This is a genomic window from Litoribrevibacter euphylliae (assembly GCF_042646085.1).
GTDB classification, from domain to species: Bacteria; Pseudomonadota; Gammaproteobacteria; order Pseudomonadales; family Litoribrevibacteraceae; genus Litoribrevibacter; species Litoribrevibacter euphylliae.
In genome coordinates, this window is record NZ_JBHRSZ010000007.1 from 420,716 (window position 1) to 435,881 (window position 15,166).

5 protein-coding genes (1 of these 5 only partly in view) are annotated in these 15,166 nt (G+C 50.2%); all 5 read left to right on the forward strand.

Annotated features, from left to right (window positions below):
- Positions 1–8,532 carry the end of a DUF4347 domain-containing protein gene (locus tag ACFOEK_RS17150; RefSeq protein WP_386722696.1) on the forward strand. Its footprint begins 21,891 nt before the window's first position, so the window shows 8,532 of its 30,423 coding nt (coding positions 21,892–30,423); its start codon lies off the left edge, out of view; the stop codon is at positions 8,530–8,532.
- 102 nt (positions 8,533–8,634) lie between these two features.
- Positions 8,635–8,967, forward strand: coding sequence for a DUF3467 domain-containing protein (locus tag ACFOEK_RS17155; RefSeq protein WP_386722697.1), 333 nt, complete (start codon positions 8,635–8,637; stop codon positions 8,965–8,967).
- A gap of 83 nt (positions 8,968–9,050) precedes the next feature.
- The gene (locus ACFOEK_RS17160) at positions 9,051–10,934 is read left to right on the forward strand and encodes an efflux RND transporter periplasmic adaptor subunit (protein ID WP_386722698.1); all 1,884 of its coding nucleotides are present in this window, start codon (positions 9,051–9,053) and stop codon (positions 10,932–10,934) included.
- Between the two features lie 14 nt (positions 10,935–10,948).
- Positions 10,949–13,090 carry a hypothetical protein gene (locus tag ACFOEK_RS17165; RefSeq protein WP_386722699.1) on the forward strand — a complete coding sequence of 714 codons (2,142 nt, stop codon included), beginning with the start codon at positions 10,949–10,951 and terminating at the stop codon, positions 13,088–13,090.
- Positions 13,090–15,150, forward strand: a complete 2,061-nt coding sequence (locus ACFOEK_RS17170; RefSeq protein ID WP_386722700.1) for a preprotein translocase subunit SecA — start codon at positions 13,090–13,092, stop codon at positions 15,148–15,150. Before ACFOEK_RS17165 ends, ACFOEK_RS17170 begins: the two co-directional genes overlap by 1 nt.
- The last annotated feature ends 16 nt before the right edge of the window (positions 15,151–15,166 follow it).

A 15,166-nucleotide genomic window follows, 5' to 3' on the forward strand; every position in this document is an offset into this window, starting at 1 on the left:
GGTACTGCCTTGGCCGATACTTTCTACATCTTCGTGGAAACCATCGATGATGGCATGGGCGGCACCAAAGAAGTGCAACGCATTTATGGCTCTGGTCTACAAATAGAACGCATCGAATCCATTGAGCAGTTGCTGGTCATGACCGGTGGTGGTGACGATACCGTATACATTTATGGCACGTTGGATGGCCAGACCGTTCGGGTAAATACCGGTACTGGTGAGGATGAAGTCTACTTTGGTGGCGATGCACTGGACTTCACTGTGATCGATCAAGGCCGCTCAGTACTTGAGAAGTTCTGGGATGATTTCGACACCACTTACGTTACCCAAGAATTGGTGGAAGAAGCCCATACCGAATGGGTTCTGAAGCCGGTTTACCTGAGCTGGATGCGCGACAAGTATTCGCATTTAGCGGGTGGATTAGATCCGCAAGTGATCTCTTCATTGACTCCAACTTCTGCGGCGACGCACCCTTATTGGACGGCGCTAGTGGCGGAATTCGGTGCTTGGTACACCGAAGAGGAGTTGCTCGATATTCTTTATGATCGCATCGACGTACCGGATGAATACCAGGATGTGGTGGTCACAGAAACGGACAGCCGTGTGGTCGGGGCGAAATTGCCGTTACCCACCGTGGTTAAGAACATCCATGTGGATGCAAACTACAACCTCGACGGCATTCAAGGTGCTGTGACGATCGAAGGCGCCTTTGGTCAGGATCGTCTGATCATCAATAATCAATTGGGTGATGGCGATGGCAGTATGGAACGCCGTGAGATCGCCCGTCCTGATTTGGTGACCGATGCGTCCGCCTTGGATGGCAGTTTGCCATTGGGTGTTTCGTCAGATGCCATAGCTGAAAGCATTCAGGAACAAATCGTTCGCTTGAATGAGATCCAATTTGCGGCGGGGAATAATGGTCGCACCACGGATTTAGTCTCTGAAATGGTCAATGACCCTTCCGGTACCACGCAAGTTGAAATCGTTGATGGAGCCTTTATTAATCGCTTCAGTTCTCAAGCAGATTTGGATACGTATCTTGCGTCCTTGGGGTATGGCTTGATTGATGCGCCGACCGACACCTCTTCGGCGGCTCAGGAAGATCAGTCTGCACTCTACAGCAAAGCAGGTACAGACACGCGTTACGCTACCTACTACCGTTACAACGACGATGGTTCGTTGATCGCCGCTTACGTGTATCTGATGACGACGGTGGATGGACAACAGCAAGGTGCGTTGGAAGAAACTTTTGCCACCGAAGCGGAAGCAGAGGCGTATTTGGCTGGCTTGGGTTATGCCGAGATTCCTCAAGCACCGATTCCTGTCGAGCTGTTGGTAGATCGCAACTACTACGAAACGGCAAATGGTGCTGCAATCAGTCACATCCATACCGTTCGTACCGTCAACAGTGCCGGTAATGTCGAATGGTTGGTGTATGCGGATGTGCCGTTAACCTTGGATGTTGCTAACGACTTCATCGTTTCGGCGACAATCAGTTCATCGAACCTGTCCGATACCATTCAAGGGTTGGGTACTAAATACGGCATCTACTACAGCAATATGGATGTAGTGGAGATCAACCTGGGTGACAGCGATGATGACTTCACTGTAGTTGATACCGCAGAGCAAACACGCACTATCATCAATGCCGGCGGTGGTAATGACACCATCCGCATTAAAGGCATTAATGATCGTACTGAAGTTCATGCCGGAGCCGGTGAAGACCGCATCATCGTTGGTAACGCTCAAGGAACCGTCGATGATCTTGATCTGCAGTTGGATGGTCAAAGCCTGTTGCCACAAGAGCTGGTGTTCCAGCTGTTGAAACTCGACGGTGGCGAAGGCGTTGATAGCATTGAAATACTTGATACTGGCGACAGTTCTGCTGACAACGTTCGTGTCACGCAAACCAACTCGGTGGAATCGACTCGTCAGGATGTGACCATCGCAACCGGTCGTTTGGGTCGCACCATTGAGTACAGCTACGACGCCGAAACTCAGAAAGGCTTGTTGGGTGATAGCGAGTTGGGCGACTTCTTTGTGGTCAGTGCGTATCGTGTGATTACTACCACTGTGTACGATGACGGCCGTTCGCCTACTCAAACTGTCACTTTGTATACCACCGATCCAGATCGTTACGATTACCTATCCGGTTCGATGGACATTCAGTTATTGGCCAGCCCATTAACCCTGATGTCGCGCTCTGAGTTTGACGCGACCTTCGCGGACATTGTTAATCAACGTGTTGAATCGGGTGTTCTGATCGATGAAACCACCCGTTTTGAAATGATCGACTTCACCGAAACGCAGGTGACTAATAACATCTCTGTTACCGGTTTGGGCATCGAACGTGCTGATATTACGGTGAATTACGACACCATTGAATCGCTGACCATTCGTACCGGTTCCGGCGATGATCAAGTGTTTGTGGAAGGAACCTCTGAACATGCCATTACCCTAGTGGATACAGGGCTTGGTAATGACACCATTTTGGTCGGTAATGACCAAAATGCGGCGTATCGTGAAAGCGGTGACACGGCCAATATGGAGTTATCCACAATCCTTGGCAAGCTGGCTGTGGATGGTGGCGAAGGGGCTAATCGCTTAACCATTACCGATGTTGCTGATACTTCTGGCGACACGGTTGTGATGAGCAGTGCAGAACAACTGCTGGGTGACTCAGAAGCAACCTCACTTGGTTTGACTGGTTATACCGGACTGACGGGCTATACCGCAGGTGATATTTTCTATCACTCCTTAGGCGGTGATTTCAGTGAAGGCTTGACCATCTACAGTGGCAGCGGCGGAAACGACATCACCATTTCCAATATTCATGCGAATGATCACACCGAGCTGTTCACAGGTACGGGTGATGACGACCTTCGTATGACTGACTTCGAACTTAATGGTCGAACTCCAAGCTTAACCATCCATGGCCAAGACGGTGACGATGTCATTGATGCTTCGGCGTCACCATTAGGCATCACCATTTTGGGCGAATTGGGCCATGACACTATCTACGGGTCTAACTTTAATGATGTGATCTCTGGTGCGGAAGGCAATGATTTAATCATCGCCAACAATGGCGACGATAACATCACGTCAAGCACGGGCAATGACATCGTGATCGGTGACGGTGGTCATGTAGTTAACGCGGCGGGTGATGACATTACCATGCGCGATATTGATCAGTTGGCGATGATCTATTCAGATCTGGATACTTTTGGCAATGATACCATTGATGTGTCGGATGGCCTGGATCTAGTGATTGCTGGTGGCGGTGCAGATTCCATCACTGCGGGAGCGGACACCAACTGGTTATTGGGCGATAACGGTGAAGTGGAATTATCTACCTTGGCTGCGGTTACAGCGGTTCGGGTGAGTACCACATCTCGTGATGGTAACGACCAGATTACGGGTGGCTCTGCTACGGATGCGTCTATCCATAACGTCATCTTCGGTGGTGGTGCCGATGATCAGATCACCAGTTTACTGGGTGACGACATCCTGTTTGGGGATGGCGGTCAGGCATTGTTTAACGCAGCAGGCGTGCTGACCTCGGCTTCTGCCGAGTCCGAAGCCTCTAACGATCAATTTAATGGTAATGACACCATCAATGCCGGTGATGGCAACAATCTTGTGATTGCAGGCCTTGGTAATGACGTTGTGACCACGGGGGCTGGCAGTGACATAGTTCTGGGTGATCTGGGTCGAGTGGATGTAACTGATACCACGTTGGATGTGGTATCGATTGCTCAATCCACCGACTATGACGCAGATGATACCTTGAACGTCGGCGACGGTGACAACATCGTCATTGCTGGTCTGGGCGATGACGTAGTTACATCAGGTACCGGTGTTGACCACATCCTCGGTGATAATGGCGAACTCCATTATGTGGTTGGCAACCTAAACCGAGCCTTTACCACGCAGGAAGAAGATGGTGGAAACGACACCATTGATGCTGAAAATGGCGATAATGTGATTCTGGCTGGTGTTGGCGCCGATACCGTCACCACGGGCTCTGGCAATGATCTAGTGATGGGCGACATTGCTTCCATTACGTTGGAGACGAATGGCGATGCCAGTTTCATAGCTTCGACACAAACTTCAGCGGATAACGACGTGCTGAACGTCGGTGACGGCGACAACATCGTCATTGCTGGCCTGGGTGACGATACGATCACTTCCGGTGATGGTGCTGACCATATCCTTGGGGATAACGGCGAGCTGCATTATGTGGTTGGCAACCTAAACCGAGCCTTTACCACGCAGGAAGAAGATGGTGGAAACGACACCATTGATGCTGCAAGTGGCGATAATGTGATTCTGGCTGGTGTCGGTGCCGATACCGTCACCACTGGCTCTGGCAACGATATTGTGATGGGAGACATTGCTTCCATTACGTTGGAAACGAATGGCGATGCCAGTTTCATTGCTTCGATGCAAACTTCAGCGGATAACGACGTACTGAACGTTGGCGACGGTGACAACATCGTCATTGCTGGTTTGGGTGATGACGTAGTTACATCAGGTACCGGCGCTGACCATATCCTCGGTGATAATGGCGAGCTGCATTACGTTGAAGGTAGCCTAAACCGAGCCTTTACCACGCAGGAAGAAGACGGTGGAAACGACACCATTGATGCTGCAAGTGGCGATAATGTGATTCTGGCTGGTGTCGGTGCCGATACCGTCACCACAGGGTCTGGCAACGATATTGTGATGGGTGACATTGCTTCCATTACGTTGGAAACGAATGGCGATGCCAGCTTCATAGCTTCGACACAAACCTCTGCTGACAACGATGTTCTTAATGTCGGTGACGGCGACAACATCGTCATTGCTGGTCTGGGTGACGATACGATCACTTCCGGTGATGGTGCTGACCATATCCTCGGTGATAATGGCGAACTGCATTATGTGGCTGGTAACCTAAACCGAGTCTTTACCACTCAGGATGACCCTTCACAAGAACACATGGGCGGAAACGACACCATCGACGCTGCAAACGGCGATAACGTGATTCTGGCCGGTGTCGGTGCCGATACCGTCACCACGGGCTCTGGCAATGACTTAGTGATGGGCGACATTGCTTCCATTACGTTGGAAACGAATGGCGATGCCAGCTTCATAGCTTCGACGCAAACTTCAGCGGATAACGACGTATTGAACGTCGGTGACGGTAACAACATCGTGATCGCAGGTCTGGGTGACGATGTAGTTACATCGGGTACGGGTGCTGATCATATCCTCGGTGATAACGGCGAGCTGCATTATGTGGCTGGTAATCTAAACCGAGTCTTTACCACTCAGGATGACCCTTCACAAGAACATATGGGCGGAAACGACACCATCGACGCTGCAAACGGCGATAACGTGATTCTGGCCGGTGTCGGTGCGGATACCGTCACCACGGGCTCTGGTAACGATATTGTGATGGGGGACATTGCTTCCATTACGTTGGAAACGAATGGCGATGCCAGCTTCATTGCTTCAACACAAACTTCTGCTGACAACGATGTTCTCAATGTCGGTGACGGCGACAACATTGTGATCGCAGGTCTGGGTGATGACGTAGTTACATCAGGTACCGGCGCTGACCACATCCTCGGCGATAACGGCGAGCTGCATTATGTGGTTGGCAACCTAAACCGAGCCTTTACCACTCAGGAAAACCCTTCACAAGAACACATGGGCGGAAACGACACCATCGACGCTGCAAACGGCGATAATGTGATTCTGGCTGGTGTCGGTGCCGATACTGTCACCACGGGTGCTGGCAACGATATTGTGATGGGTGACATTGCTTCCATTACGTTGGAAACGAATGGCGATGCCAGCTTCACAGCTTCGACACAAACCTCTGCTGACAACGATGTTCTTAATGTCGGTGACGGCGACAACATCGTCATTGCTGGTCTGGGTGACGATACGATCACTTCCGGTGATGGTGCTGATCATATCCTTGGCGATAACGGCGAGCTGCATTATGTGGCAGGCAACCTGAACCGAGCCTTTACTACTCAAGAAGCAGACGGTGGAAACGACACCATCGACGCTGCAAATGGCGATAATGTGATTCTGGCTGGTGTCGGTGCCGATACTGTCACCACTGGGTCTGGCAATGACTTAGTGATGGGAGACATTGCTTCCATTACGTTGGAAACGAATGGCGATGCCAGCTTTATAGCTTCGACACAAACCTCCACAGACAACGATGTTCTTAATGTCGGCGACGGTGACAACATCGTCATTGCTGGTCTGGGTGATGACGTAGTTACATCAGGTACCGGCGCTGACCACATCCTCGGCGATAACGGCGAGCTGCATTATGTGGCTGGCAACCTAAACCGAGTCTTTACTACCCAGGAAGAGGACGGTGGTAACGATACCATCGGCGCTGTAAATGGCGATAATGTGATTCTAGCCGGTGTCGGTGCCGATACCGTCACTACAGGTCAGGGTTCAGACATTATCTTTGGTGATATAGGTCGTGTGACCCGTACTGAAGATCAATTGCATGCGGTTAGCTCATTGCAAACAACGGTGGCTGATGCTGATGTGATTGCGGCGGGTGATGGCGACAATCTCATTATTGCCGGTCAGGGATCGGATCAGGTGACGTCTGGTTCAGGCGATGATCGTATCTTGTTGGATTCAGGTGAATATCATAGAACCAATATCGCTACTCAGATGTTCAGCACTCAGGAACTGGATGGTGGTAATGATTCAGTAAACGCTGGTGATGGCGATAACTGGGTGATTGCTGGACTGGGCTCAGACAGCATAGTGACGGGCGCTGGCAATGATCAAGTTTTGGCCGATATAGGTGACATTATTGAAGACGGTAATGCACTATCTCTTGAAGCGTCTGTTCAACCTGTGCCAGCCGAAGCCTTTGCTACGGCTGTGTCCAATATCGGGCTCACGGCGGATGATCAGTTAAACCTAGGTGATGGTGACAATGCCGCCATTGCAGGTCTGGGTGATGATAGCGTGAGCTCAGGCAGAGGTTCAGATGTTCTTCTTGGTGATAATGGCGACTTGCACTTCCAGGCGGGTCTCCTACAGCAAAGTGTTACTCGACAAAACCCATTAGGCGGCGATGACCAGATCAACTCTGGTGATGGCGTTAACCTCGTGATGGGTGGCTTGGGCAATGATCAAATTACGACGGGCAATGACCGAGACATCGTCTTTGGTGATACTGGCGTGGCAGACTTTGCCAATGGGGTAAATCTGATTGCCCAGAATCAACCTCCTGGTAGCGCAAATGATGTGATTGCAACCAATGGTGGCAACGACATAGTGATTGCGGGGCTTGGTAATGATCAGGTCAGCGGTGGTGCAGGCGAAGACATTCTGATTGGTGATCTTGGCGTGGTTCAAGGTGCTGGTGACTTTGCTTCTCTGGAACTGAGCTTCGTGAACGATCTTCAACCTAATGAGGGTGGTTCCGATGTTATCGAGGGCAACGACGGCACGGATATGATCATCGGTGGTGCAGCGGGCGATACTCTCTCGGGTGGCGCTGGCAATGACTTCATTTCTGGTGATGGTGGCTTGGCTCGTCTGGATAGTGGCAGTTTACGGGAGTTTGCTACCGATAATTCCTTCATTGGTGGTGCTGATACGTTGGAAGGTGGCGAAGGCAGCGATGTACTGCTGGGTGGCTTTGATTCTGATACCTTCATAGGATCTTTCTCCAGCGACATCATGGTCTTCGAATACGGTAAAGCAACGGTTGAGCCCGCTCAAACCCCTGAAGAAGGTTTGATCATCAAGAACGTTCAACGCTTTGGACCGGGTCAGCTGGACTTGGCTGGACGTGAGATGTTCAAACTCTATGGTCAGGGTGCAAACGGTTCACAGCAAAACTTCCCAGGTAATCGTCCGAATGATGGCAATCCTGGTCAACGTCCAAATAACACTCCTGGTGGTGGCACTTCGTTTGGTCAGACAAATCGAGAAAGTCTATCTACGTCTGACTCTTACGATCAGAATGGCGGTAGTTCGATGTCAGAGAACGAGGTCATCATTAATGAGTTGAATCAGCTTCCAGCTACGGCCGCCGGTCAGCCGGTGGAAGTCGATGGCAAGTTTTATGTTCTTGATCCTGAGACCGGTCAGCTGGTGCCGTACAACCCTGACATGGTTGAAGAACCGCCGGTAGAAGAACCAATCCAAGAGGGTCAAATTGAAACGGATGGAAAAGGCCATGTTCCGGCTGGCAATCCTCAGGCTTCGACTGCTGACACGGAAGGATTGCAGCGTGAAGACGTGGCATCGGCCTTGTTGGCACTGGGTGGCTGGAAAGTGTTGTCCAATGCCGTAGCCAAGCCAAATCAGGGCCAAGCAACGGGCAGCATGACAAAACAGCAACGCATCAGTGCCAAAGTTCATAATTGGTTAGCGATGCAGAATGTTGACTGTGAAGCCTTGAATCAGGATGCTCAGAAGCGCAGCTTTATTCGCTGGGAAGACGGTCAATTGGTTTCCAATGATGCATTAAAGAACAAGATTGGATAGGATCGAATACAACCCTTTGTTCCTGCTGTTTATTCATTTGTGATTGATGAGTAAGTGTCAGGGCTGAGGGTTGAATCACTTTACACACAAAAGGAAAGTAAAATGAGCGAAGAGAAAAAAGACGAACAAGAACAAAAACGTCAGGTTCGCATTGTTTGGGACGACAGCAAGATGGAAATGAATTACGCCAATGTGTGTAACGTGTCGAGCACCAAGGAAGAGTTCAACCTGTTATTTGGGGCAAACCAATCTTGGGCGATGGGTCAGCAGGATGTTCGTATTGCTTTGTCTAACCGCATTATTCTTGGGCCTCATGCAGCCAAGCGTTTGTCGTTACTGTTGAACAATGCCGTTGCTCAGTACGAAGATAAAATGGGTGAAATTGTGATTGATCAAGGCCAGCCCCAGCCAGACATTGCTGATCAAAAGCACTAATTCGCGTTAAGGTTCGGCGCTTAACTTCTTTACTGAGGTTAAGTGTTGAGCCTGACAAAACGTGTCATGGACGAAGTAAATAAATGACCGAACAGCCTCAACCTTCCTCGAAATCTGCAGCCTCTTCTGCTCCTAAGAAAGACCCGTTAACCTTAATGAACCTGATCAATCAGGAATTAACCCTGGCGGAGTATTGTTTTCATTGGTTGGAGATTCAATGCAACTCGTTAACCTCGGTGCGTTCCGCCGTGTTGTTGATTCGCGATGAGCAAAAGAATTCGTTCAAACCCATCGCCAAATGGCCCTTATCGGCCGAAGTGATGGAACTGTCGGTGGTGGCTTATGGTGTCATCGATCAGGGCTGTGGTTTGTTGCTGACCATGGATGAGCAAGGTCAGAAGTATGCGGCGGCGTATCCGGTTCATGTGAATAATGAGTTACGTGGCATTGTTGCTTTGCAGCTAGAGACGCAAGATGTGGCGCAACTTCAAGCTGCGATGAGCCAATTGCAGTGGTCGGTGGGTTGGCTGGAGCTGTATTTTAATCGTAAGCGATTGACCAGCAGCGAGCATCACCGAGCTCAAGCTAACCAATCGATGGAGCTGCTGGCCAAAGTACACAGTCAGGAAGACTTTCTGGCGTCGGCGATGGCATTTGTTACCGAGCTTGCCAATCGCTTCGAGTGTGAACGTGTCAGTATTGGCTTCCCGAATGGGCACAAAATTCATGTCGAGGCTCTTTCGCACAGCGCGCAGTTTGGTAAGAAAATGAATCTGGTGCGAGCCATTTCGCAAGCGATGGAAGAAGCTTTGGTAGCGGGGCAAAGCTTGCGCTATCCGGGGCCCAATACCGAACTGTCCGCGCCGGATCATCACTGGTTATTGGAAGTCAGTGAGTGTGCTTCGGTGATGTCGTTGCCCATTTATGTTGCGGATAAATATATCTGTGTGGTGACGTTTGAGCGCACCGCCGATGAGAACCTGCAACCAAGGCCATTTAGCGACGATGAGCTGTCTTACTGCCAGAGCATCAGTGTGTTGTGTGCGCCAGCGCTTGAAGATAAGAGACTCAATCGACGAAGCTTGTTTCGGGTTGCAGTTGATCGGAGTAAACAACAGTTAGGCCGTGTCATTGGCGTCGATTACATGGGACGTAAGCTGGCCTTATTAGCTCTGACAGCAATGATTGGTTTCTTCTCTGTGGCGACCGGTGAGTATCGTGTTGCTGCCAATGTTGTATTAGAAGGCGAAGTTCAGCGGGTCGTGGCTGCGCCTTACAACGGTTATATCAAAGACGCCTTTGTAAAAGCCGGAGATGTGGTGGAGTCCGGGCAATTGTTATGTCAGTTGGATGATCGTGATTTGCGCTTGGAACGGGAAAACTGGTTGAGTCAGCGTTCCCAATATCGTCATCAATACAACCAGGCGTTTGCCTCGCATCAACGCTCGGAAGTGAACATCGCCAAAGCTCAGATGGATCAGGCGATGGCGCAGTTGTCGTTGGCCGATGAGAAATTAGCGCGCAGTCAATTAGTGGCACCGTTTGATGGTGTGGTGATTTCCGGCGACTTAAGCCAACGGCTGGGCGGCTTTGTCGATCAGGGTGAAGTGCTGTTTGAAGTCGCGCCGCTGGATGGTTATCGCATTATCTTGTTGGTGGATGAGAAAGAGATTGCAGAGATCTCAGCTCAGCAAGCGGGTGATTTGGTGTTGTCGGCGTTCCCTGAATACACCTTTCAGTTTACCGTGTCTCGCATTACACCGGTGACGGTCGCAGAAGAGGGCGGTAACTTCTTCCGGGTAGAAGCTCAGCTTGTTCAGTCTCAGGATCAACAAGGCGCGAAAGAGTTACGCCCCGGCATGGAGGGTGTCGGTAAGATTGCGGTAGATGAGCGTAAGTTAATCTGGATCTGGACGCGTAAGTTGTTGGTGTGGGTTAAGTTGACCCTGTGGGAATATCTGCCTTAGGGTAAGGATGCGCTATGAGTGATTCCTTATTCAGTCAGTCCTGGTATCGGGTTGAAAAACTCAAGCCGCAATTGCGATCACACACAAAAATACATCGTCAGAAGTATCGCGGTGAAACTTGGTTTGTGTTGCAGGACGATATTGGCGGGAAGTTCAGCCGGTTCTCTAAAGAAGCCAAGCTGATCATCGAGCTGATGGATGGACGTCATACCATGCAGCAGATCTGGGAACGGGCCTGTGAGCAATTGGGCGATGACATGCCGACCCAGGATGAGTTGATTTATTTGCTCGGCCAGCTCTATAAGTTCAATGTATTGCGCTCGGATACCTTGCCGGACATCGCCGATCTCAATCGTCGTTTTCAGGTGGAACGCAAGAATAAACTGGTGCAATACGTTAAGTCGCCGCTCTCCCTTAAGATTCCTTTGATTGATCCAGAAGTCTATCTCAAGCACACGGCTTGGGTTGGCCGTTGGTTGTTTAATCGAGTGACGGCACTTATTTGGTTGACGGTGGTGATCACCGCGCTGATTCAGTTGGGTATTCATTGGAAGGCGTTGACTGAAAACTTTACCGATCAGGCGTTTTCTACCGGTAACTTTATTGCGTTGGCCTTGGTGTATCCGGTGATTAAGCTGATTCACGAACTGGGCCATGCTTATGCCATCAAACGCTGGCAAGGCGAAGTGCATGAGCTGGGTTTGATGTTTCTGGTGTTTATTCCGGTGCCCTATGTGGATGCCTCCAGTTCGGTGGGTTTTCGGTCCAAATATCAACGGATGCTGGTGGCGGGCTCCGGTATCTTGGTGGAAGCCTTTTTAGCGGCCGTGGCTGTGCTACTGTGGGTTAGCGTGGAACCTGGATTATTTCGTGCGTTCTTGTTCAACGTCATGCTGATCGGTGGCATTTCTACCGTCCTCTTTAATGGTAATCCGTTGCTGCGTTTCGATGCTTATTACGTATTATCGGATTGGTTGGAAATTCCCAATTTAGCCACACGAAGTAATGGCTATGTGGGGTATTGGTGTCGTCGCTATCTATTAAGAATTGAAGAACTGTCGCCCTCACACAGTAAACGGGAAAGCTGCTGGTTATTTTTCTACAGTATTTTGGCGTTCTGTTATCGCATATTTGTGATGGTGACAATTGCGCTGTTTGTGGCAGCCAATTTCTTTATTATTGGTGTGTTGCTGGCCTGTTGGTCGATTTATAACGGGGTGTTGGCGCCTCTCAATAAAGTGGTGAAGTACTTATGGCAGGATGCGGTAATGAAACGTTTTAGAACTCGGGTGGGTGTCGCTGTTAGCAGCTTTTTGGCGCTGTTGGCGCTCTTGCTATTTGTGCCTCTTCCGAGCTTTACCGTGGTACCCGGTGTGTTTTGGGCACCAGAAAAAGCGCAAGTACATGCCGGTGCCGATTGCTTTGTTCAGGCCGTGTTAGTGGAGCCGGGGCAATCGGTCACTGCCGATCAAGCCTTGATTCAATGTGCTTCCCCGGAAATCCAAGCGAATGTTGCCATCGCTCAAGCGCGTTTGGCGGAATTACAAGCCAAGCACCGAGCAACCATAGGCGTTGACCAGACTGAAGCCAATATTCTGAAAGACGAGATGCAACGCACCGAAGCCGAACTGAGTTTGGCCGAGGAACAATTAGCGGCCATGGTCGTGCGCGCTCCTGTAACCGGTATTACTCAAATCAAAACACTGAATGATTTAGTCGGACGCTTCTTACCGAGAGGCTCATATTTGGGTTATATCCAGCAGCAGGAACAAGCCAGAGTTCGGGTAAGTGTGTCGCAGGATGATATTCACAAAGTGCGTTATGACCTCAAAGGCATTACGGCTCGTCGCGCTGATCACATCGATCAGGAAGTGGTTGCAGAAATGATTCGTGAAGTCCCAGCCGGTAGTCGTGCGATTCCTGATCCCGCTCTGACGCTTGAAGGTGGCGGTGATATTGTGGTTGATCCTGCGGTACAGAGTGATCAACCGCAAGCTCTGGAAAACTGGTTTCAGTTCGATTTACGGATACCGAATGACACTCAGCCCAGAGTGGGCGAGAAAGTTTATGTGCGCTTTGAACACAGTCCAACCGCCATTGCAGAACGTGTGTACTTGCTGGTGCGTCGCTTGTTCCTGAAAGAGTTTGCGGTGTGATGATTGAGTCCAAATCAGCAGAGCAGGTTTCCAATACCCGGATCAAGGTTACTCGTAGAGCGAATTCGAGTAACCTTGATCGATTTCGGCCTGCGAGTCGGGCTGCGCGTGCTGAGCGTAAAGAGATTAAACGTGATGGACTGAACCTGTGGGGCTGGCAATGGTTTGGCCGGGTGTCGAATCTTTGGAAATGCCGTTTATACCCATTTCGCCGTTTTGTACCTAAAGTGCATGCCGAAGCAGAAGCATTAACCTCGTTGTCTGATCAGCAATTAAAAGCGCGAATTGCTGAACTTCGTCGATTGTTGCGTTCCGAAGGGTTTACCGACCCTGTGGTGGCCAAAGCCTTTGCCCTGATCCGGGAAGCCTCTGGCAGAACCTTGGGGATGCGTCATTTTGATAGCCAGATCATCGGTGGGCGCGTCATCCTATCTGGCATGTTGGCGGAAATGCAGACCGGTGAAGGCAAAACCCTGACAGCGGCTTTACCCGCTGCAACAGCGGCCTTGGCCGGTGTGCCAGTGCATGTGGTCAGTGCCAACGATTATCTGACTGCGCGTGACGCTGAGGAGATGACGCCGGTTTATCGTTTCCTGGGGTTATCGGTCGGTTGTGTGACTGGCGAAACTGATCACAAAGATCGTCCCGCGCAATACGATTGCGATATTACTTATTGCAGCAACAAGGACCTGACCTTTGATTATTTGCGGGATTTGATGGCGTTGGATAAGGTGCGTCATAATCTCGAACTTCAAGCGAGTAGTCTTTATGAAGGCCAAGACCCAACCCAACAAGTGATGCAGCGCGGGTTGCACTTTGTCATTCTCGATGAAGCCGACAGTGTGTTGATTGATGATGCCAAAACACCTTTGATTATCTCCGCCAATCGGGGTGGCGAAGAAGAAGAGACCTTTCTTCGTCAGGCTTGGCAGCTGGCGCAACAGCTGGAAGAAAAGGTGCATTATGTCATCCATCGTGGTCTGCGTTCCTTATTCATCAATAATGCAGGGCGTGAAAAAATCGCAGAATTGTGTGATGGCTTAGGGCCGTTGTGGGTCGGCAAGATCCGCCGCGAAGAAGTGGTGCGTCAGGCATTAACCGCTCGTGAACTGTTCCATAAAGATCAGCACTACATTATTTCAGACGAAGATAAGATTCATATCGTTGACGAGAATACAGGTCGGGTGATGCCGGATCGAGCCTGGGAACGCGGCTTACATCAGCTGATTGAAATCAAGGAAGGGGTGGAAGTCAGTAAGCAACGCGAGACGCTGGCTAAAATCAGTTATCAGCGTTTCTTTCGTCGTTATATTCATCTGTCCGGGATGACCGGGACCGCTCGAGAAGTGCGTAACGAGTTGTGGACCATTTATGGGATGCGGGTGATGCCGATTCCTACTCATCAACCTTCGAAACGTCAGTACTTCCCCGTAACCGTATGCGAAACACGAGAGCAACATTGGCAGGCCATTATTAAGGCGATTGAGGATGTTAATGATACTGGTCGACCTATTCTAGTGGGCACCTGTTCAGTTGCGGCGTCTGAACATTTGAGTGAATTACTCACTGATCACGGGTTGGAACATCAGCTGCTCAACGCCAAACAGGATCAGCAAGAGGCGAGTATCGTTGCTCAGGCCGGGATGCAGGGACGAATTACCGTAGCGACTAACATGGCTGGCCGTGGCACTGACATTAAATTGGAACGAGAAGTCAAAGACTTAGGCGGTTTACATGTTATTCTGATGGAGCGTTTTGAGGCTGGTCGGGTGGATCGACAGCTGGCTGGGCGCTGTGCACGTCAGGGCGATCCGGGAAGTTATCAGGAAATCTTGTGTGTCGAAGATATTGAATCCACTCATCATGATCTAAACGGTATGGTTGCAGTGGTCTCTAGAATTCTGGGAACACGTTATGGCTTAGGCCGTTGGTTTGGCGTATGGGCCATTCGGGTATCGCAAAAGCGTTTGGAAAAGCGTCATGAAAAGATGCGTATCACCATGTTGAAGCAAGATGAACAGCAACGAGAATTGCTGGCGTTTACCGGAATTTTGGAATAATAGACGGTCTGTTCGG